General features: G+C 76.2%; 21 protein-coding genes and 1 pseudogene. 16 read left to right on the top strand and 6 right to left on the bottom strand.

The window, feature by feature from the left end:
- Nucleotides 1-28 precede the first annotated feature (28 nt).
- The 3 genes from ACRYMN_RS10040 (at nt 29) to ACRYMN_RS10030 (ending at nt 2,387) form a co-directional block, all read left to right on the top strand.
- Complete coding sequence (locus tag ACRYMN_RS10040) at nt 29-448, top strand: CidA/LrgA family protein (protein WP_432494541.1); 420 nt, start codon at nt 29-31, stop codon at nt 446-448.
- Nucleotides 445-1,176, top strand: coding sequence for an LrgB family protein (locus ACRYMN_RS10035; protein WP_432494540.1), 732 nt, complete (start codon nt 445-447; stop codon nt 1,174-1,176). The genes ACRYMN_RS10040 and ACRYMN_RS10035 overlap by 4 nt, the downstream gene beginning before the upstream one ends.
- Nucleotides 1,177-1,286: 110 nt before the next feature.
- Complete coding sequence (locus ACRYMN_RS10030; RefSeq protein ID WP_432494537.1) at nt 1,287-2,387, top strand: NAD(+)/NADH kinase; 1,101 nt, start codon at nt 1,287-1,289, stop codon at nt 2,385-2,387.
- Nucleotides 2,388-2,440: 53 nt separating this feature from the next.
- Here the strand turns inward: ACRYMN_RS10030 and ACRYMN_RS10025 are convergent, their stop codons facing one another.
- The gene (locus tag ACRYMN_RS10025; protein ID WP_432494535.1) at nt 2,441-2,632 is read right to left on the bottom strand and encodes a hypothetical protein; all 192 of its coding nucleotides are present in this window, start codon (nt 2,630-2,632) and stop codon (nt 2,441-2,443) included.
- Between the two features lie 54 nt (nt 2,633-2,686).
- A complete protein-coding gene (locus ACRYMN_RS10020; protein WP_432494533.1) occupies nt 2,687-3,199 on the bottom strand; it encodes an Lrp/AsnC family transcriptional regulator in 513 nt (170 codons plus the stop codon).
- A gap of 104 nt (nt 3,200-3,303) precedes the next feature.
- On the opposite strand from ACRYMN_RS10020, the gene ald reads away from it, so the two are divergent.
- Entirely contained in the window at nt 3,304-4,431 is a 1,128-nt protein-coding gene (ald, locus tag ACRYMN_RS10015) for an alanine dehydrogenase (RefSeq protein WP_432494531.1), read from the top strand.
- Nucleotides 4,432-4,494: 63 nt separating this feature from the next.
- Here the strand turns inward: ald and ACRYMN_RS10010 are convergent, their stop codons facing one another.
- Complete coding sequence (locus ACRYMN_RS10010; protein ID WP_432494529.1) at nt 4,495-5,649, bottom strand: glutamate--cysteine ligase; 1,155 nt, start codon at nt 5,647-5,649, stop codon at nt 4,495-4,497.
- A gap of 61 nt (nt 5,650-5,710) precedes the next feature.
- On the opposite strand from ACRYMN_RS10010, the gene ACRYMN_RS10005 reads away from it, so the two are divergent.
- The 3 genes and pseudogenes from ACRYMN_RS10005 to ACRYMN_RS20875 all read left to right on the top strand — a co-directional run.
- A complete protein-coding gene (locus tag ACRYMN_RS10005; protein WP_432494527.1) occupies nt 5,711-7,156 on the top strand; it encodes a dihydrolipoyl dehydrogenase family protein in 1,446 nt (481 codons plus the stop codon).
- The gene (locus ACRYMN_RS10000; protein ID WP_432494525.1) at nt 7,153-7,563 is read left to right on the top strand and encodes a hypothetical protein; all 411 of its coding nucleotides are present in this window, start codon (nt 7,153-7,155) and stop codon (nt 7,561-7,563) included. Before ACRYMN_RS10005 ends, ACRYMN_RS10000 begins: the two co-directional genes overlap by 4 nt.
- 26 nt (nt 7,564-7,589) lie before the next feature.
- Nucleotides 7,590-7,775: pseudogene (locus ACRYMN_RS20875) on the top strand (GNAT family N-acetyltransferase); the annotation flags it as partial.
- A 14-nt stretch (nt 7,776-7,789) separates the two neighbouring features.
- On the opposite strand, the gene ACRYMN_RS09990 reads toward ACRYMN_RS20875, so the two are convergent.
- Nucleotides 7,790-8,647 (bottom strand): helix-turn-helix domain-containing protein, encoded by an 858-nt coding sequence (locus ACRYMN_RS09990; RefSeq protein WP_432494523.1) that lies wholly within the window; start codon nt 8,645-8,647, stop codon nt 7,790-7,792.
- Nucleotides 8,648-8,786: 139 nt separating this feature from the next.
- On the opposite strand from ACRYMN_RS09990, the gene ACRYMN_RS09985 reads away from it, so the two are divergent.
- The 5 genes from ACRYMN_RS09985 to ACRYMN_RS09965 all read left to right on the top strand — a co-directional run bounded on the left by ACRYMN_RS09985 (nt 8,787) and on the right by ACRYMN_RS09965 (nt 13,279).
- The gene (locus ACRYMN_RS09985; RefSeq protein WP_432494521.1) at nt 8,787-9,470 is read left to right on the top strand and encodes an SDR family NAD(P)-dependent oxidoreductase; all 684 of its coding nucleotides are present in this window, start codon (nt 8,787-8,789) and stop codon (nt 9,468-9,470) included.
- Entirely contained in the window at nt 9,467-10,708 is a 1,242-nt protein-coding gene (locus ACRYMN_RS09980) for an MFS transporter (protein ID WP_432494519.1), read from the top strand. Before ACRYMN_RS09985 ends, ACRYMN_RS09980 begins: the two co-directional genes overlap by 4 nt.
- A complete protein-coding gene (locus ACRYMN_RS09975; protein ID WP_432494517.1) occupies nt 10,705-11,397 on the top strand; it encodes an NADPH-dependent F420 reductase in 693 nt (230 codons plus the stop codon). Before ACRYMN_RS09980 ends, ACRYMN_RS09975 begins: the two co-directional genes overlap by 4 nt.
- A gap of 156 nt (nt 11,398-11,553) precedes the next feature.
- Entirely contained in the window at nt 11,554-12,120 is a 567-nt protein-coding gene (locus ACRYMN_RS09970; protein ID WP_432494515.1) for a dihydrofolate reductase family protein, read from the top strand.
- Between the two features lie 208 nt (nt 12,121-12,328).
- The gene (locus tag ACRYMN_RS09965) at nt 12,329-13,279 is read left to right on the top strand and encodes a hypothetical protein (RefSeq protein ID WP_432494513.1); all 951 of its coding nucleotides are present in this window, start codon (nt 12,329-12,331) and stop codon (nt 13,277-13,279) included.
- Here ACRYMN_RS09965 and ypfJ read toward each other — a convergent pair.
- Nucleotides 13,222-14,163 (bottom strand): KPN_02809 family neutral zinc metallopeptidase, encoded by a 942-nt coding sequence (ypfJ, locus tag ACRYMN_RS09960; RefSeq protein ID WP_432494511.1) that lies wholly within the window; start codon nt 14,161-14,163, stop codon nt 13,222-13,224. The genes ACRYMN_RS09965 and ypfJ overlap by 58 nt on opposite strands.
- A gap of 110 nt (nt 14,164-14,273) precedes the next feature.
- On the opposite strand from ypfJ, the gene ACRYMN_RS09955 reads away from it, so the two are divergent.
- Nucleotides 14,274-14,966, top strand: a complete 693-nt coding sequence (locus tag ACRYMN_RS09955; protein ID WP_432494509.1) for a class I SAM-dependent DNA methyltransferase — start codon at nt 14,274-14,276, stop codon at nt 14,964-14,966.
- A 16-nt stretch (nt 14,967-14,982) separates the two neighbouring features.
- Here ACRYMN_RS09955 and ACRYMN_RS09950 read toward each other — a convergent pair whose 3' ends face one another.
- Nucleotides 14,983-16,404: an NADP-dependent succinic semialdehyde dehydrogenase gene (locus tag ACRYMN_RS09950; protein ID WP_432494507.1), complete on the bottom strand. Its 1,422-nt coding sequence runs from the start codon at nt 16,402-16,404 to the stop codon at nt 14,983-14,985.
- 160 nt (nt 16,405-16,564) lie between these two features.
- Between ACRYMN_RS09950 and ACRYMN_RS09945 the strand changes: the two genes are divergently transcribed.
- From ACRYMN_RS09945 to ACRYMN_RS09935, 3 genes are read left to right on the top strand one after another with little or no spacing between them, the layout of a single operon-like run.
- Nucleotides 16,565-16,957, top strand: coding sequence for a MerR family transcriptional regulator (locus ACRYMN_RS09945; protein ID WP_432494627.1), 393 nt, complete (start codon nt 16,565-16,567; stop codon nt 16,955-16,957).
- Between the two features lie 33 nt (nt 16,958-16,990).
- Complete coding sequence (locus ACRYMN_RS09940) at nt 16,991-18,001, top strand: aldo/keto reductase (protein WP_432494505.1); 1,011 nt, start codon at nt 16,991-16,993, stop codon at nt 17,999-18,001.
- A gap of 29 nt (nt 18,002-18,030) precedes the next feature.
- Nucleotides 18,031-18,903, top strand: coding sequence for an LLM class F420-dependent oxidoreductase (locus tag ACRYMN_RS09935; protein ID WP_432494503.1), 873 nt, complete (start codon nt 18,031-18,033; stop codon nt 18,901-18,903).
- The last annotated feature ends 33 nt before the right edge of the window (nt 18,904-18,936 follow it).

The following is an 18,936-nucleotide window of genomic DNA, read 5'->3' as shown; positions in this document are numbered from 1 at the left end:
CGGGCCGCGGCGCTGGCACGCTGGGCCGGTGAGCGCACCGGACGAGCAGCCCGCCCACCCGCACCTCGGCTGGGGCCGGCACGTGCCGGCCGTGCTCGCCGTGCTCGCGCTGCTGCTGGGCCTGCAGCTGCTCGGCACGCTGCTCGTGGAGCTGACCGGCCTGCCCGTGCCGGGCACCGTCGTGGGCCTGGTGGTGCTGCTGGCCGTCGGCGCGCGCCACCGCGGCCTGGTCGCGCGCGCCCAGCCGGCCGCGGACCCGCTGCTGCGGCACCTGCAGCTGCTCTTCGTGCCCCCGGGCGTGGGGGCGGTGACGCAGCTGTCCGCGGTCGCCGAGCACGCCGCCCCGCTGGCCCTGGCCGTGGTGGGCTCCTTCGCCGCCGGCCTGGTGGTGGCCGGCGTGCTGCTGCAGGCGCTGCTGCGCCGGCGCGGCGCGGTGGTGCGGCCGTGAGCGCCGGGGCCGTCGCGGGCGCCGTGGGCGCCGTGGGCGCCGTGGCGCACGCGCCCGGCTTCGGGCTGGCGCTGACCCTGGCCGCCCACCTCGGCGCCGACGCGCTGCACCGCCGGCTGGGCCGCCCGGCCCTGCTGGCGCCCGTGCTCGTGGCGGTGGTCGCCGTCGCGCTCGTGCTGGAGGTGCTCGGCGTCGGCTACGCCGAGTACCTCGCGTCCGTCTCCGTGCTCACCCTCCTGCTGGGCCCGGCCACCGTCGCCCTGGCCCTGCCCCTGCTGCGCGCCGGGCGGGCCCTGCTCGCGGACCGCCTGGCCGTGCTCGTGACCCTGCTGGTCACCGGTGCCGTCAGCGTGGCGGTCACCGTCGTCTCGCTGCGCGCGTTCGGCGTGCCCGCGGAGCTGCTGCGCACCGCGCTGCCGCGCTCGGTGACCACCCCCGTGGCGCTGACGATCGGCGGCGCGGTCGGGGCGGACACCGGCCTGGTCGTCGTGCTCACCCTCGTCTCCGGCCTGCTCGGCGCCACCGCGGGCCCGTGGCTGCTGGACCGCGTGCGGGTGCACGACGGCCGCGCCCGCGGCTTCGCCCTCGGCGTCGTCTCGCACGGCATCGGCACCGCGCGGGCCCTGGGCCACTCCCACGTCGCCGGCGGCTGGTCCAGCGCGGCGATGGTGCTCAACGCGCTGGTGATGACGGTGGTGCTGCCCGTGGTGGCGCGCTGGTCCGCGTAGCGGCGGTGGCGCGCTGGTCCGCGCAGCGGCGGTGGCGCGCTGGTTCGCGCGGCGGCCCGGCAGCGCCGAGGATGCCCGTGGAGCGCGTCCGACGAGACCCGGGGGACCCTGTGACGCTGCGCAGCATCGGCCTGGTCGTGCACGGCGGCAAGGAGGAGGCCCGCGACACCGCCGCCCGGCTGCGCCGCTGGGCCGCCGAGCGCGGCACGCAGGTCGCCGAGTTCGACGTGTGGTCCGGCGACGGCGCGCGCGAGTCGGTGCGCGCGCAGGTGGACGAGGCCGAGCCGATGGACCTGGTGGTCACCGTCGGCGGCGACGGCACGTTCCTGCGCGGGGTGGCGGTGGCGCAGGTGGCCGACGTGCCGGTGCTGGGCGTGGACGTGGGCCGCGTCGGCTTCCTCACCGAGGTGCGCCCCGAGCACCTGCTGGAGGCCCTGGCGCTGTTCGAGGCGGGGGAGGCGGTGCTGGAGGAGCGCCTGACGGTGACGGCGCGGGCGAGCCGTCCGCTGCGCATCCCCGGCGAGCTGGAGTCGCTGCTGCGCTACGGCAGGGGCCCGACGCTGCCGCCGCCGGAGGTGCACGACGGCGACCCCGACGCGGTCGGCTGGGGCGTGGAGGTGGACCTGACCGCGCTGAACGACGTCGTCTTCGAGAAGCTCAGCCGCGACCGCCAGGCCAGCCTGGGGGTGTACGTGGGGCACCGGCTGTTCGCCTCGTACTCCGCGGACGCGGTGGTGGTCTCCACCCCGACGGGCTCGACGGCGTACTCCTTCGCCGCCGGCGGCCCGGTGGTCTCCCCGCGCGCGCAGGTGCTGGTGTTCACCCCCGTGGCGCCCCACATGGTCTTCGACCGCACGTTCGTCGTGGCCGCCGACGAGGTGATCTCGGTTCGCGTGCTCGAGCGCAGCGGCCGCGTGGCGATGTCGGTGGACGGGCAGATCCGCGCGGTGCTGGACCCGGGGGACTGGGTGGCGGTGCACGCGCGCCCGTGGAAGGTGCAGCTGGTGCGCCTGCGCACGCCGGACTTCTACGGCCGGGTGCGCCGGCGCCTGGGCGTCACCGACTCCACGGCGGCCGTGGCCGACGGGCGGCTGGACCCGCTGTACGTGCCGGCCGCGCCGCGCCCGGCGAGCATGGCGCACCTGCACCTGCCGCTCGTCGAGCCCGAGCCGGAGGACGGGCGCGACGGGCACGGCGTCGCGGGCGCCTGAGCGGACCCCCCCGGGCGCGCCGGGGGCGGCCCGGGGACGGCCCGGGCGGCCGCTCAGTCCGTGGCGGGCGGGACCTCCTCGCGCTCCTCGACCAGGCCGGCCTCGCGCCGCTCGTGCTCCACGCGCATCTCCAGCTCGTCGTCGCTGGGCCGGGCCGGCACCTTGCCGTGCTCCTGCCGGTCGCGGGGCGCGGCGATCTCCGGCTGGATGACGCCGAGGTCCGGTTCGTCGTTCTGCTGGCTCATGCCCCGACGCTAGGCACGTGGGCGCCCGCCCGCACCCGCAGCGGCGCGGGCGCGTCAGGAGCGCCCGGCGGCGCGGGTGTGCTCGAAGATCAGGCTGGTCTCGGTCAGGGCGACGTCCTCGTCGCGGTTGAGGTGCTCGGCGACGAAGTCGCGCAGGGCGGTGGTGCTGGCCACGGCCACGTGCAGCAGGTAGTCGTTCGCGCCGGCGACGAAGTACACGTCGAGCACCTCGGGCTGGCGGCGCAGCCGGGCGACGAAGGGCCCCATGCTGCCGCGCGCGTGCGCGGCGAGCTTGACGGCGATCATCGCCTGCAGGTGCAGGCCGAGGGCGTCGGGGTCGACGTCGGCGTGGAAGCCGCGGATGACGCCGGACTCGCGCAGCGCGCGCACCCGCAGCAGGCAGGTGGACGGCGCGATGCCCACGCGCTGGGCCAGGGCGGCGTTGGTGGTGCGCGCGTCCTCGGCCAGCACGTGCAGGATCGCGCGGTCCACCGCGTCCACGGGCGGCCGAACCTTCTTCGGCGCACCCGCCGGTCCCCGCCCCTCGGCCGAAGGAGTCGTCGCCACCGGCCCACCGTAGCGAAGCTCCTTCGGATCCGTTGCCACGCGGGCGCGGCATCTTCACGCTGGAGGGGTCCGCAGCACCGCCCCACCGAGACCTGGAGGTCCCCGTGCGCATCGGCGTCCCCCGCGAGCTGAAGAACCGCGAGCAGCGCGTGGCGCTGACGCCCGCGGGCGTGCACGAGCTGGTCGCCCACGGCCACGAGGTGCTCGTCGAGGCGGGCGCGGGGCTGGGCAGCTCCCTGCCGGACGCGGAGTTCGAGGCGGCCGGCGCGAAGCTCGTCGCCGACGCGGACGAGGTGTGGGGCGCGGCGGAGCTGGTGCTGAAGGTCAAGGAGCCGGTGCCCGCCGAGCACCACCGGCTGCGCGAGGGGCAGGTGCTCTTCACGTACCTGCACCTGGCGGCCTCGCGGGAGTGCACCGACGCGCTGCTGGCCTCGCGCACCACCGCGATCGCCTACGAGACGGTGCAGCTGCCGGACCGCTCGCTGCCGCTGCTGGCGCCCATGAGCGAGGTCGCCGGACGCCTGGCGCCGCAGGTCGGCGCCCACCACCTCATGAGCGCGGGCGCCTCGACCGGCGGGCGCGGGGTGCTGATGGGCGGGGTGCCCGGGGTGCCCGGCGCGGACGTCGTCGTGATCGGTGCGGGCGTGGCCGGGCAGAACGCCGCCCGCACCGCCCTGGGGATGGGCGCGCAGGTGACGGTGCTGGACCTGTCGATCCCCACGCTGCGCGAGGTCGACGCGCGGTTCGGGGGCCGGGTGCGCACCGTGACGTCCAACGCCTTCGAGCTGGCGCGCGCGGTGCGCGAGGCCGACCTGGTGATCGGGGCGGTGCTGGTGCCCGGGGCCCGGGCGCCGAAGCTGGTCACCGACGAGCTGGTGGCGCAGATGCGGCCCGGTTCGGTGCTGGTGGACATCGCCGTCGACCAGGGCGGCTGCTTCGAGTCCACGCGCCCCACCACGCACGACGACCCGGTCTTCGCGGTGCACGGCTCGCTGTTCTACTGCGTGGCGAACATGCCCGGCGCGGTGCCGCGCACCTCCACCTACGCGCTGACCGGCGCGACGCTGCCGTACGTGCTGCGCATCGCCGACCGCGGCTGGCGCGCCGCGCTGGCCGGCGACCCCGCCCTGGCCCACGGCCTGTCCGCGCACGCCGGCCGGCTGACCAGCGCCGAGGTCGCGGAGGCGCACGGCCTGCCGTGCACGGACGTCCAGGAGGCGCTGCGCTCCTGAGCCCGGGAACCGGAACCCCGGAAACCGGAACCCCGGAACCCCGGAACCCCGGAACCCCGGGTTTCAGCCCTCGCGCATCTCCGCGACCAGGGAGTCCACGACGTCCACCAGCGGGTGCGCCGAACCGGCCGCGCTCGCCGCCTCGAACACCGCGCGCTGGCGCTGGTAGCTGGCGCCGAGCGCCGGGATCCCCGGCACCAGCCGCAGCTCGTCCTCGCAGTGCAACCTCTTCGCCACCGGCTCCAGCCGCGTGAGCCAGTCGTCGAGGTCGTCGGTGACCAGGCGCTCGCGCCCGGCGGCGTCCACGATGATCTCCGCGTCCAGCCCGTAGCGCGCCGAGCGCCACTTGTTCTCCTGCACGTGCCACGGCGGCATCGTGGGCAGCTCGCGCCCGGCCTCCAGCTCGCCGTCCAGGTGCACCACGAGGCAGTGCACGAGCGCGGTCAGCGCCCGCAGCTCGCGCAGGGTCGGGGTGCCGTCGCACACGCGCACCTCGATGGTGCCCAGCTTCGGGGAGGGGCGGATGTCCCAGCGCACGTCCGACAGGCCGTCGATCACGCCGGTGACGAGCATGTCGTCGACGTAGCCCTCGAACTCGCCCCACTCCCCGAACTGGAACGGCAGCCCGGCGGTGGGCAGCTGCTGGAACATCTGCGAGCGGTTGCTGGCGAACCCGGTGTCCGTGCCGGCCCAGTACGGCGAGGACGCCGACAGCGCCTGCAGGTGCGGGTAGTGGTTCAGCAGCGTGTTGAGGATCGGCAGGACCTTGTGCACGGAGTCGACGCCGACGTGCACGTGCACGCCCCAGATGAGCAGCTGCCGGCCCCACCACTGGGTGCGCTCGAGCAGCTCGGCGTAGCGCGGGTCGTCGGAGACCAGCTGGTTGTCGAAGACCCCGAACGGGTGGGTGCCCGCGCACACCACCTCCAGGCCCAGGGCGTCGGTGACCCGGCGGATCGCGCCCAGCGAGGTGGACAGCTGCTCGGCGGCCTGGGCGACGGTGTCGCACACGCCGGTGACGACCTCGACGGTGTTGCGCAGCAGCTCCTTGGTGACGCGCGGGCCGGCGGGGTCGTCCGGCAGCTCCAGCGCCGCCATCACCTCCGCGGCCGAGGAGGACAGGTCCCGGGTGCGGCGGTCGACGAGCACCACCTCCCACTCCACGCCCAGCGTGGGGCGCGGGGAGGCGTTGAAGTCGATCCGCGTGGCCCTGCTCACCGATCGATCTCACCACACGCCCCCGTGGTGCGCGCGCCACCGCGTGCGTACCGTCCGGGGCGTGAGCACACGCGAGCAGGAGACGGACGTCGTGGTCGTCGGTGCGGGCGCGGTGGGCGAGAACGTCGCCGACCGCGCGAGCCGCACCGGCCTGGAGGTCGTGGTCGTCGAGGACGAGCTGGTCGGCGGGGAGTGCTCCTACTGGGCCTGCATGCCCAGCAAGGCCCTGCTGCTGCCCGGGCACGCGCTGGCCGCGGCGCGCCGCCTGCCGGGCGCGGCGGCCGCCGTCACCGGCGGCCTGGACGCGGCCGCGGTGCTGCGGCGGCGCACGACGTTCACCCACGACTGGGACGACTCCTCGCAGGTGGAGTGGATGGGCTCCGCCGGGCTGCACCTGCTGCGCGGGCGCGCGCGCCTGACCGGTCCGCGGCGCCTGGAGGTCGCCGGCTCCGACGGCACCACCACCGCGCTGAGCGCGCGGCACGCGGTGGTGCTGGCCACCGGCTCGGTGCCGGTGCTGCCGGACGTGCCCGGCCTGGCCGCGGCGAACCCGTGGACGAGCCGGGAGTCCACCAGCGCCGACGACGTGCCCGGCCGCCTCGTCGTGGTCGGCGGCGGCACCGTGGCCGCGGAGATGTCGCAGGCCTACGCGCGGCTGGGCTCGACGGTGACGCTGCTGGTGCGCTCGCGGCTGCTGGCCAAGGAGGAGGACTTCGCCGGCGAGCTGGTCGCCGACGCGCTGCGCGCCGAGGGCGTGGACGTGCGCCTGGGCGCCTCCCCGGCCTCCGTCTCGCGCGAGGTGCGCCCCGAGGGCGGCGGCGAGGTCACCGTCGTGCTGGAGGACGGCTCCACCGTGGTGGCCGACGAGCTGCTGGTGGCCACCGGCCGCCGCCCGGCCACCGAGGGCCTGGGTCTGGAGAGCGTCGGGCTGCAGGACGGCGCGCACCTGGACGTGGACGACTCCGGCCTGGTCGCCGGCGTCGAGGGGCTGTGGCTGCACGCGGTGGGCGACGTCTCCGGGCGGGTGCAGCTGACCCACCAGGGCAAGTACGAGGCGCGCGCCGTGGGTGACGCGATCGCCGCGCGCGCCCGCGGGGAGCTGAGCGGCACCGCGCCCGCCTGGTCGCGGTACGCGGCCACCGCCACGGCCGTGGCCACCCCGCAGGTGACGTTCACCGACCCCGAGGTCGCCTCGGTGGGCCGCACCTCCGAGCGCGCCCGCCGCGAGGGCCTGGACGTGCGCGTCGTCGACTACGACCTCGCGGGCGTCGCCGGCGCCTCGCTCGTCGCCGACGGCTACACCGGCCGCGCCCGCCTCGTCGTCGACGAGCGCCGCCGCGTCGTCGTGGGCGCCACGTTCGTCGGCCAGGGCGTCGCCGAGCTGCTGCACTCGGCGACGGTCGCCGTGGTGGGGGAGGTGCCGCTGGAGCGCCTGTGGCACGCGGTGCCCAGCTACCCCACGATCAGCGAGGTGTGGCTGCGCCTGCTCGAGACGTACGGGCTGTGAGCACCGCCGTGGAGCCGGGCGGGGTCGTGGGGCCGGGCGGGGCCCTGCGCGCGGCCGTGGCCGGCGAGGCGGCGCTGCGCCTGGCCTTCGCGGGGTGGTTCCTGGTCCGCCCCGACGCCCCGGCCCGCGCGTGGGGCCGGCCCGCCTCCACCGGCGCGCGCCGCCTGGCGCTCGCGGTGGCCGCGCGGGAGCTGGTGCTCGGGGCCGGGACGGCCACCGCCCTGGTGCGCCGGCGCCCGGTGCGCGGCTGGGTGCTGGCGATGGCCGCGGCCGACGCGCTCAACGGGGCCGTCACCGCGGTGGCCGGGCTGCGCGGGGCGGTGCCGCCGGGCCGCGCGGCGGGGCTGGCCGCCTTCGACCTGTCGGGCACGGTCAGCGAGGTGCTGCTGGCGCGCCGGCTGCGGTAGCGGCGCCGGTCCGCCCGGCGGGGGGCCTGGGCACCCGGGGCGCGCTGCTGCTGCAGGGCGTCCTGGGCGCCGCGGACGACGCCACGCCGTCCGGCGCGGTGGTCGGCCGGGTCTGGATCGGGTCGCGCCACCCGCGCGGCACCCCCGACCGCGCCTTCCTCCACGACATCGAGGTGGAGGCCGAGCACCGCGGCCGCGGGCTGGGGCGGGCGCTGCTGGCCGCTGGTCACGTGCGCTCGAGGCTCCCGCGCCCGGTGCTCGACGCGGGCAGCGCGGCGGAGGCCAGCAGGGCCAGTCGGTCCGCGTCGCTGGAGCCGGCGTCGGGGTGGAAGACGACCAGCACCTGGTCGTCGGTGCCGTTGATGGCGAGCCGTTCGCGGTTGAGGGTCATCTCCCCGACCTGGGGGTGGTCGAAGCGGATCGGGGTGCCCCGCTGGCCGCGCACCTCGTGGCGGGCCCAGAGCTGGCGGAAGCGGGGGCTCCCCAGCGACAGCTCGCCGGTGAGCTCGATGAAGCGGGGGTCGTCGACGTCGGTGCCCACGGCCTGCCGCAGGTTCGCCACGAAGCACTCGGTGACGTTCTCCCACTCCAGGTGCAGCGCCTGCTCGGCCGGGTCGAGGAACAGGTCCCGCAGCTGGTTGCCCCCGGCGACGAGGCTGGGCGAGAGCGCCGTGGCCAGGGGGTTCGCCGCGAGGACGTCGAAGTACCGGTCCTCGATGAACGCGGGCTGCTGGAGGGAGTCCAGCAGCTTCAGCGCGCCCGCCGGGGGCGCCTGCTTCCGCGTCCGGCGCCGTCCCCGCCCGGGCACCTCCGCGACCAGCGTCAGCAGGTGCCTGAAGTGGTCGTCGTCGAGCTGCAGCACGCGGGCGATCGCCTCGAGCACCTGCAGGGAGGGGTGGCGGTCGCGCCCGCGCTCCAGGCGCAGGTAGTAGTCCGCGCTGATGCCGGCGAGCATCGCGACCTCCTCGCGGCGCAGCCCCGGCGTCCGACGCACCCCCGGGGCGGGGATGCCCGCCTGCTGGGGCGTCACCAGCTCGCGCCGGGCGCGCAGGAAGGCCCCCAGGGCGTTGGTCGTCTCGCTCACGCGACCAGCGTAGGTCCACGGGGCGCGCGCAGCGGGGGTCCTGCCGCACCCCCGGCTGCTCAGGGCTCTGGGTGCGGCGAGCGCCCGCGCCTACGTTCTCCGACGGCCCGACCGGGCCGGATCCTCCGAGAGGGAGCACATGACCACCGCACTGATCACCGGTGCCAACAAGGGCATCGGTCTCGAGACCGCCAGGCAGCTCGTGGAGCTGGGGCACGTCGTGTACCTGGGTGCGCGCGACACCGGCCGCGGGGAGCGGGCCGCCGCGGAGCTGGGCGCGCGGGCGGTCCAGCTCGACGTCACCGACGAGGCGTCGGTGACCCGCGCCCTGGCGCGGATCGACGCGGACGAGGGCCGCCTCGACGTGCTCGTGCACAACGCGGGTGTGCTGGAGACCGGGCTCGACGGGCCCGCCGCGCTGCGCTCCTTCGACACGAACGCCGTGGGGATCGTGCGGGTGACGCAGGCGGCGCTGCCCCTGCTGCGCCGGTCCGCGAACGCGAACGTCGTCACCGTCTCCAGCAGCGCCGGGTCGTTCTGGGCGGTGACCAACCCCGAGCGGCCCGAGTCCGGCCTGCCGCTGGCGCTGTACTCGGCGTCGAAGGCGGCGGCCACCATGCTGACGCTGCAGTACGCCAAGGCCGAGCCCGGCATCAGGTTCAACGCCGTCGAGCCGGGCACCACGGCCACCGACATGACCGCCGCCTTCGGGATCGGGCGATCGCCGCAGGAGAGCGCGCGGGTCGTCGTGCGCATGGCGACCCTGGGGCCGGACGGCCCGACCGGCACCCTCTCGGACGAGGCCGGGGTGCTCCCCTGGTGAGCACCACCGCGAGCACCTCGAGCGCCGGGTCCGTCCCGCCCGGGACGGCGTCGTGGGCCGGCGTCGTCTCCCTGGGCCTGGGCATCTTCGCCATCGTCGTGTCGGAGTTCCTGCCCGCGAGCCTGCTGCCGCGCATCGCCGACGACCTGGGGGTCTCGACGGGCGCGGCGGGCCAGAGCGTCACCGTGACCGCCGTCGCCGCGGCGCTGTCCGCCCTGCTCATCGCCGTGGTCCTGCCCCGCGCGGATCGACGCCACGTGATGATCGGCCTGACGGTCCTCGCCGTCGCCTCGAACCTGCTCGTCGCCCTGGCGCCGAACCTCGCCGTGCTCCTGGCCGCCCGCCTCCTCCTGGGCCTCGCCCTCGGCGGCTTCTGGGCCATGGCCACCGCGATGGCCGCGCACCTCGTGCCGGCCGACCACCTCGGGCGCGCGCTCACCGTCATCAACTCCGGCGTCGCGCTCGCCACCGTCGCCGCCGTCCCGCTCGGCTCCTGGCTCGGGGAGGTCTGGGGCTGGCGCGGCGTGTTCCTGCTCGGCGCCGGCCTGGCCGCCCTCGCCCTGCTCGTGCAGGCGGCGACCCTGCCGCGGATCACCCCGGCGGTGACCAGCGGGGTGCGGGCGCTCGGTGCGACGCTGCGCTCCGGTGCCGTCCTGCTCGGTCTGCTGGCCGTCCTGCTGGTCTTCGGCGGTCACTTCAGCGGCTTCACCTACGTCCGGCCCGCCGTGGAGAGCCTGTCCACCACCGGCGTCGGCGGGCTCGCCGCCCTGCTGCTGGTGTTCGGCGTCGCCAACCTCGTGGGCACCGCGGTGAGCGGCCCCCTGGTCGACCGCTCGCTCCGCGTCGGCCTGCTCCTCTTCCCCGTCGTGCTGGGCGCGGGCATGCTCCTGGTGCACCTCGTCGGCGGCTCCCTCCTCGCCCTGTTCGCCGCCGGTGCGCTGTGGGGCTTCGGGTTCGGGGGGGTGCCCACGGCGGTGCTGACCTGGGGCGCCCGGGCCGAGCCGGCCCGCCTGGAGCAGATCGGCGGGCTCATCGTGACCACCTGCAACGTCGGCATCGCCGTCGGTGGCATCGTCGGCGGGCTGCTCGTCGACGAGGTCGCGGCCAGCGCCCCGTTGGTGGTGGGGGGCACCGCGGCGATCGCCGGCGCCGCACTGCTGACGTGCCTGGGCCGGCGGGGCCGACCCGTGCGCGCAGGACGCCGGACGTCCCCCACGAGGTCGGGAGCAGCAGCGTGACGACCCTCGGCATCATCGGCGCCGGGCAGGCGGGCAGCACCCTCGCCCGGGCGGCGGTCGCGGCCGGCTACGACGTCGTCCTCGCGAACTCCCGCGGGCCCGAGACGCTCCGGGACCTGGTCGCGGAGCTGGGCCCACGGGCGCGCGCGGCGCGCGCCGAGCAGGCCGCAGCCCTGGGCGACGTCGTGGTCCTCGCGTTCCCCTACGCACCCGGCGCCCGGCTGCCGGTCGAGGAGCTCGCGGGGAAGGTCGTCATCGACAACAACAACTACATGCCGTGGCGCGACGGGAACATCCCCGACGTCGACGCGGGACGGAAGACGATCCACGAGCTGCGCCAGGAGCAGCTGCCCGCGTCGAAGGTCGTGAAGGCGTTCACGCACGTCCAGTTCCACGAGCGCCACCCGATCCGCGTGCCGAGCGACGCGCTGCCGGCCCTGCTTCGGCTGGCCAGGCCGGCCGGCGCACCCGACCGGAAGGCGCTGGTCGTCTCCAGCGACTCCCCGGACGCCGTGGAGGTCGTGACCCGCCTGTACGACGACCTCGGCTTCGACGCGGTCGACAACAGCCCGCTGAGCGAGTCGTGGCGCAGCGCCCCCGGAACGCCGATGTGGCGCCACCACGTCGACGGGCAGGGCCGCGAGGGGCTCGTCCACGACCTGCGGCGTGCGCAGCGGGGCACCACCTGACGCCCCCGGGCGGCGGACGCCACCCGGCGTCCACGGCCCCTCCGGGGTCGTGACGATCCCCGGGACCCGCCTGCCGCGGGCGCCGGGCGTGGCCGCGTTGCTCGCCCGTGGCGCCCCGGCGGGGGAGGCTGGGGTCCCCACCCCACGGAGGCACTCATGGGCAAGCTGGTCTACGCGGCCAACACCTCCCTCGACGGCTACGTCGAGGACGAGGACGGCTCCTTCGACTGGGCCGAGCCGAGCGAGGAGGTGCACGCGTTCTGGAACGAGCACGAGCGGGGGATCGGCACCTCGCTCTACGGCCGGCGCATGTACGAGGTCATGCGCGTCTGGGAGGACGACGACTGGCTGGCGGGTGAACCGCCCGTCGTGCGCGAGTACGCGCAGGTCTGGCGCGCAGCCGACAAGGTCGTCTACTCCTCGTCGCTGCAGGAGGTGTCGACGGCGCGCACGAGGATCGAGCGGCGCTTCGAGCCGGAGGCGGTGCGGCGGCTCAAGGAGACGTCCAGCACGGACCTGAGCGTCGGTGGCGCGACCCTGGGGGCGGAGGCGTTCCGGCACGGCCTGGTCGACGAGTGCGTGATCCTCCTGCACCCCGTGCTCGTCGGCGGCGGCAGACCCGCCCTGCCCCGCGGCGTGCGGGCCCGGCTGGAACTGCTGGAGCAGCGGCGGTTCGGCGGCGGCGCGGTCCTCGTGCGCCACGCCGTGCGTGCGGGCGCCTGACGCCGCGCGCGAACCCGCACCGGCGGGCCGATCGCCTCCTGCGCCCGCGTCGCGCGGAACACCCTCCCGGGCCCTCCCGCCCGGGACGCAGGGGCGGGTGCGCCGGGGTGCTGGTCCCGTGACTGCGACCGGGCCGAGCGGTGGGTCCCCAGGACGGCCGACCCCGCTGAGCACCGCGGACGGCACCGTGAGGCGGCACCATGAGCGGGTGAGCATGGAGGGCCTGCGCGCCGTGCCCGACCCCTCGGTCGGGGACTGGATCGCGCCCCGCCTGCGCGGGGGGTTCGGCGCGGTGTGCCGCACCGTGCCGCGCGGGTTCACCGCGTACGCCCGCGTCCTGCACCCGGTGGACCCCGCGCCGCACGACGGGCCGACCACCTGGGCCGGGGTCTGCCGGCGCACCGGCCGCACCGCGCACGCCGCGATGCAGTGGGAGGCCGTCACCACGCCCGCACCGGGAGTCGACCTGCCCGTCTCCCGAGAGGGTCGCTGGGACGACGTCCAGGTCGAGCGCGGCAGCCTGGCGCCGCAGGCGCTGGGTCCGCCGCTGGACGTGCTGGCGTCCTGGACGACCGACCCCGACGGGCAGCAGGCGTGCCACCACGCGCTGTGGGAGGGCTGGGGCTGGCTCACCGGCACCAGCACCCTGGTCGTCTTCTTCCACGACGGTCCCGGCCCGCACGCGCCGGCACCGGTGCCGGCCGCGCCGCCCGACGTGCTCGAGGAGGCGCTGGGTCTTCCGCGCCTGTCGCTGCCCGGGCGCGAGCACCTGCTGTTCACGGGCCCGCTGCGCTCCGCGCTGGCCGTGGGCCACCAGGTCACCGACGACTGGTTCCTGCCGCAGTCGCCGAACCTGCGGGGGTACCTCCCGCTTGCGGGGGCGGGCCGGCCGACCGCTCCTGGTGCCTGGCCAGCGAGGTCGACTTCGACTCCACCCTGCTCGGCGGCCCGGCCGAGCTGGTCGACGCCGTCCTGGCGGCGCCCGGCCTGGAGGCGTGGCCGGTCGACGAGGACGACGACCTGTCCGCCTTCGCCGACCACCTCAACGCCTGACGCGCCACCACCACGCGCGGCTGCCCACCGATTCGCAGTACCCGCCCGTCACCCCAGGTCGGCCGCCGCGAACGTGTCGCACCGCGCGGGGTCCCCGCTCTCGTAGCCGGTGCTGAACCACAGCCGCCGCTGCTCGGAGGTGCCGTGCGTGTACGTGCTCGGGTCGGTGGTGCCGTCGCCGAGGTTCGTCTGGATGAAGTCGTCGCCGATGCGCCCGGCGGCGTCCAGCGCCCGCTCGACGTCGTCGGCGGTGATCTCCGCGATCAGCGGTGCGCCGGAGTCGTCGGGCACGGTCGTCGCGTGGTTCGCCCACGCGCCCGCGAAGCAGTCCGCCTGCAGCTCCAGGCGCACGCTGGCGCTCTCGGGCCCGCTGGCACCGGCCGGCACGGCGTCGGAGGTGCCCAGCAGGTTCTGCACGTGGTGGCCGTACTCGTGGGCGAGCACGTAGGCGTCGACGAAGGTGCCACCCTCGGCGCCGAACCGCGAGCGCAGCTCGTCGAAGAACGACAGGTCGATGTACACGAGCTGGTCGCCGGGGCAGTAGAACGGCCCCGTGCCCGAGGTGCCGGTGCCGCAGGCGGTCGGGGTCGAGCCGGCGAAGAACACCGTCTCGGCGGGCACGTACCGCTCGCCCAGCAGGCCGCCCCAGTAGTCCTGGATCGACTCGACGTCGGCGACGACCGCGCACTCGGCGCTGGCGTTGGCGTCGGCCCCCGTGCGGCAGGAGGCGCCCAGCTCGCCCAGGCCCGTGCTCTGCCCCTCCCCGAGCCCGTCCAGCACGGGCCCGTAGCCGCCGTACCCGCCGTACCCGCCCGCGCCCGGGTCGGTCGTCGCACCACCCCCGCCGCCGAGGGCCTGGATCAGCACGAGCACGAGCACGCCGACGAGGCCGAGCCCGCCGCCGCCCACGGCCACCGCCCGCCCCCCGCCCCCGCGGCGGCGGTCCTGCACGCCGCCGGGGTCCAGGCTGGCGTCGTCCCGGTACCTCACGAGCTCTCCTCCCCGCCGGGCGCCGCTCGCCCGCCCGCCCAGCCTGCCGGTGCCGGGCCCGCGGCGCCCGTCGTCGGCCCGCCCGCGCCCGCCCGTGCCACGATGGGCCGGTGGCGCCCCCGGACGACCCCGTGGACGAGCCGGTGGACCGGTCCGGCGCCGCGGCGGTGCGCGCGGCCTACGACGACGTGGCCGGGCTGTACGCCACCCACCTGCCGGACACGCGCGCCGAGGCCCCCCTCGACCTCGCCGCCCTGGACGCGTTCGTGGAGGCGGTGACGGCTGGCGGCGACCCGGAGGTCCTGGACGCCGGGTGCGGCGCGGGCCGCATCGGCCGCCACCTGGCCGACCGCGGCTGCACCGTCGAGGGCGTGGACCTCTCGCCCGGGATGGTCGCCGAAGCGCGGAGCGCGCACCCCGACCTGCGCTTCACCGTGGGCTCGCTGACCGACCTGCCGTTCCCCGCGGGCCGCTTCGCCGGGGTGCTGCTGTGGTACTCCACGATCCACACGCCCCCGGCCGGGCAGGCGCGGGTGTTCTCCGAGGCCGCCCGGGTGCTGCGCCCGGGCGGGCACGTCCTCGTCGGCTTCCAGTCCGGCCGCGGCACCCGCGACGTGTCGGCGGCGTACCGCCGCTACGGCCGCGAGGTGCGGCTGGAGCGGCACCTGTTCACGCCCGACGAGGTCGCCCGGCACCTGCGGCGCGCCGGGCTGCACGAGCGGGCGCGCGTGGTGCGACGCCCGCGCGGCGCCGAGAGCGACGACCAGGCGTTCCTGCTCGCCCGGCTCGACGTGCCCGGCTGACCCGCGCGGGTCGCGCTCACTCCGAGGCGGTGGAGGTGTCGCCCTGGTGCTGCTCGCTGCTGGGCGGGCCCACCCACACGGTCTTGGCGTTCATGAACTCGTGCATGCCCAGGTCGGTCAGCTCGCGGCCGTACCCGCTCTGCTTGACCCCGCCGAACGGCAGCTGCGGGTAGCTGGTGGTCATCCCGTTGACGAACACCATGCCGGACTGCACGTCGCGGATGAACCGCGCGCGCTCGTCCTCGTCCTCGGTCCAGATGTTCGAGCCCAGCCCGTAGGGGTGGCTGTTGGCGATGTCGATCGCCTCCTCGAGGCTGGAGACGGTGAACAGCGCGGCGACGGGGCCGAACACCTCCTCGTCGTACACGCGCATCTCGGCGGTGATGCCGGTGAGCAGCGTGGGCGGGTAGTACCAGCCGGGCCCGTCCGGGCGCTCGCCGCCGACGACGACGGTGGCGCCTTTGTCCACGGCGTCGCGCACGTACTCCTCGACGTCGGAGCGCCCCGACTCGGTGGCCAGCGGGCCGATCCGCGTGTCCTCGTCCATCGGGTCACCGACCCGCTGCGCGGACAGCTTCTCGGCGAACAGGCGGGTGAACTCCTCGGCCACGTCGGCGTGCACGAAGAACCGCTTGGCGGCGATGCAGCTCTGCCCGTTGTTCTGGCACCGCGCGGTGACCGCCACCCCCGCGGCGGTCTCCAGGTCCGCCGACGGCATCACGACGAACGGGTCGCTGCCGCCGAGCTCGAGCACGGTGGGCTTGAGGGCGTCGCCGGCGATGGAGGCCACCGATTGCCCGGCGGGGGCGCTGCCGGTGAGGGTGGCCGCCGCCACCCGGTCGTCGCGCAGGACCCGCTCGATGGTGCCCGAGCCGATGAGCAGCGTCTGGAACACGTCGTCGGGGAAACCGGCCTCGCGGAACAGCTCCTCCATGTACAGGGCGGTCTGCGGCACGTTGCTGGCGTGCTTGAGCAGCCCGACGTTGCCGGCCATCAGCGCCGGGGCCGCGAAGCGCATCGCCTGCCACAGCGGGAAGTTCCACGGCATGACCGCCAGCACCACGCCGAGGGGCTGGTACGTCACGTACGCGTCCTGCGCGCCCACCGCGGCGGCGTCGGCCGGGCGGGGTTCGAGGAAGCCAGGTCCCTGCTCGGCGTAGTAGCGCAGCGCGCCGGCGCACTTGGCGACCTCGGCCTTCGCGGCGGCCAGCGTCTTGCCCATCTCCAGCGTCATCAGGGCGGCGACGTCGTCGGCGTCGGCGTCCAGCACGTCGGCGGCCGCGCGCAGCCAGCCCACCCGCTGCTGCACGTCCGTCAGGCGGTAGGAGGCGAAGGCCGCCGAGGCCCGCGCGATCCGGTCCTCCAGCTCCTGCTCGCCCAGCGGTTCGAACTCCCGCACCGTCTCGCCCGTCGCCGGGTTGATCGTCGCGATCGCCACCTGGGGTCCTCCTCCGCACGCGTCCGACGCCGACGCCCCGCCGACGCTGCCGGACCCGTCCTACCCCCGCCGGGACGCTCCTGCCACCGCTGGCGCCCGCTGGGGCGCGGCGGGGCACACTGGCCCCGTGACGACCACCGAGGAGCGCGGCACCGCGGACATGTCGATCGCCGAGGCCGCCCAGCGCCTCGGCCTGAGCACGCACGCGCTGCGCTACTACGAGACGGAGGGGCTCCTCGTGGGCACCCCGGCGCGCACCCCGGCGGGGCGGCGCCGCTACGACGAGCGCGACCTGACCTGGATCGTCATGGTCCAGCGGCTGCGCGCCACGGGGATGCCGGTGCGCGAGGTGCGCGAGTACGCCGAGCTGGTGCGCGCGGGCGAGGGCACCGAGGCCGCCCGGCTGGCGCTGCTGCGCGCGCACCGCGAGCGGGTGCTGGCCCAGCTCGCGGAGGTCACCGAGCACCTCGGGGCGATCACCGCGAAGATCGAGGGCTACGAGCGGCAGGTGCTCCCCGGCGCGGCGGCCGCGCGGGCCGGCGCCCCCGCTTGACTTAGAGCGCGCTCGAAGCAGCAGGCTCGGGGCATGGCTCCCGCGACGGACGTCCCCACCCGCACGCTCGGCAGCGCCGCCAACGGCACCGAGCTGACCGTCTCCGCCCTCGGCCTGGGCTGCATGGGCATGAGCGCCTTCTACGGCACCGGTGACGAGGCCGAGTCCCTGGCCACCATCGGCGCCGCCCTCGACGCCGGTGTCACGCTCCTCGACACCGCCGACATGTACGGGCCCTTCACCAACGAGGAGCTGGTCGGCCGCGCGATCGCCTCCCGGCGCGACGAGGTCGTCCTGGCGACGAAGTTCGGCAACGAGTTCCTGCCCGACGGCGGCCGGCGCGTCAACGGCCGCCCCGAGTACGTGCGCTCGGCGTGCGACGCCAGCCTGCAGCGCCTGGGCGTGGACGTGATCGACCTGTACTACCAGCACCGCGTGGACACCACCGTGCCGGTGGAGGAGACCTGGGGGGCGATGTCCGAGCTCGTCGCCGCGGGCAAGGTGCGCCGCCTGGGCATCAGCGAGGCCGCGCCGGCCACCATCCGCCGCGCCCACGCCGTGCACCCCGTCACCGCCGTGCAGACCGAGTGGTCGCTGTGGACGCGCGACGTGGAGGAGGACGGCGTCCTGACGACCGTGCGCGAGCTGGGCATCGGGTTCGTGCCCTACTCCCCGCTGGGCCGCGGGTTCCTCTCCGGCGCCCTGCGCAGCGTCGAGGACCTGGCGCCGGACGACTTCCGCCGCAGCAACCCGCGCTTCCAGGGCGAGAACTTCCAGCGCAACCTCGCCCTGGTCGACGAGGTCCGCGCCCTGGCCGACGCGAAGGGCGTCACCGCCGGGCAGGTGGCGCTGGCCTGGCTGCTGGCGCAGGGCGAGGACGTCGTGCCCATCCCCGGCACCAAGCGGCGCAGCTACCTCGCGGAGAACCTCGCCGCCGTCCACGTGCAGCTCACGGCCGAGGAGCTGGCGCGGCTGGAGTCCGTCCTGCCGGTCGGCGCCACCGCCGGGGAGCGCTACCCCGACATGAGCACCGTGCACCGCTGAGCCGACCCACCCACCCGAGGAGCCCGACCGTGGACATCGCCCTGCACGTCGCCGACTTCACCCCCTTCGGCGGTGACGACCGCATCGCCGCCGGCCTGGCGGCCACCGCCCGCACCGCCGACGGGGCGGGTTTCCGCACCCTGACCCTCATGGACCACTTCTTCCAGATGGAGGCGATGGCGCCGGCCACGGACCCCATGCTCGAGGGCTACACCGCCCTGGGGTTCCTGGCCGGGCAGACCGAGCACCTGCAGCTGGGGCTGCTGGTCACCGGCGTCACGTACCGCCACCCCGGCCTGCTCGCCAAGACCGTCGCCACCCTCGACGTGCTCTCCGGCGGGCGCGCGCTGCTGGGCATCGGCGCGGCCTGGTACGAGCGCGAGCACGCGGGCCTGGGCGTGCCGTTCCCGCCGCTGGCCGAGCGCTTCGAGCGCCTGGAGGAGGCGCTGGCGGTGTGCCGGCAGATGTGGAGCGAGGACGACGGGGCGTTCGAGGGGAAGCACTACCGCCTCGCCGAGACGCTGTGCCGTCCCCGGCCCCTGCGGGCCGGCGGGCCGCCGGTGCTCATCGGCGGCTCGGGGGAGAAGAAGACGCTGCGGCTGGTCGCCGAGCACGCGCAGGCGTGCAACCTCTACGACGCCGGTCCGGACGTGCTGGCCCGCAAGCTGCAGGTGCTCGACCGGCACTGCGCCGACGTCGGCCGCGACCCCGCGCAGGTGGAGCGCACCGTCATCACCGGCACCGACCCGCTGGCCGACCCGGACGCGTTCCTGAGCGCGATGGAGGCGTACGCGCGGATGGGGATCTCGCAGGTGTGGGTCAGCCCCTACGGCGGCGGGGACCTGCCCGGCTGGGTCGCCCGCGTCGGCGAGCGGGTCGTCCCGCGCCTGCGCGACCTCTGAGCGCCGCGGCCCCGCCCCGCCGGGGGCGGGGCC

It is taken from the genome of Kineococcus gypseus, assembly GCF_050871305.1.
GTDB classification, from domain to species: domain Bacteria; phylum Actinomycetota; class Actinomycetes; order Actinomycetales; family Kineococcaceae; genus Kineococcus; species Kineococcus gypseus.
This window is presented reverse-complemented; position numbering and strand designations above follow the sequence as displayed.

Coding starts and splice junctions, on each gene's coding strand:
- ACRYMN_RS10025 (WP_432494535.1), bottom strand. CDS start 2,632: ATGAGCCAGCAGAACGACGAACCGGACCTCGGCGTCATCCAGCCGGAG.
- ACRYMN_RS09985 (WP_432494521.1), top strand. CDS start 8,787: ATGACCACCGCACTGATCACCGGTGCCAACAAGGGCATCGGTCTCGAG.
- ACRYMN_RS09970 (WP_432494515.1), top strand. CDS start 11,554: ATGGGCAAGCTGGTCTACGCGGCCAACACCTCCCTCGACGGCTACGTC.
- ACRYMN_RS09945 (WP_432494627.1), top strand. CDS start 16,565: ATGTCGATCGCCGAGGCCGCCCAGCGCCTCGGCCTGAGCACGCACGCG.
- ACRYMN_RS09940 (WP_432494505.1), top strand. CDS start 16,991: ATGGCTCCCGCGACGGACGTCCCCACCCGCACGCTCGGCAGCGCCGCC.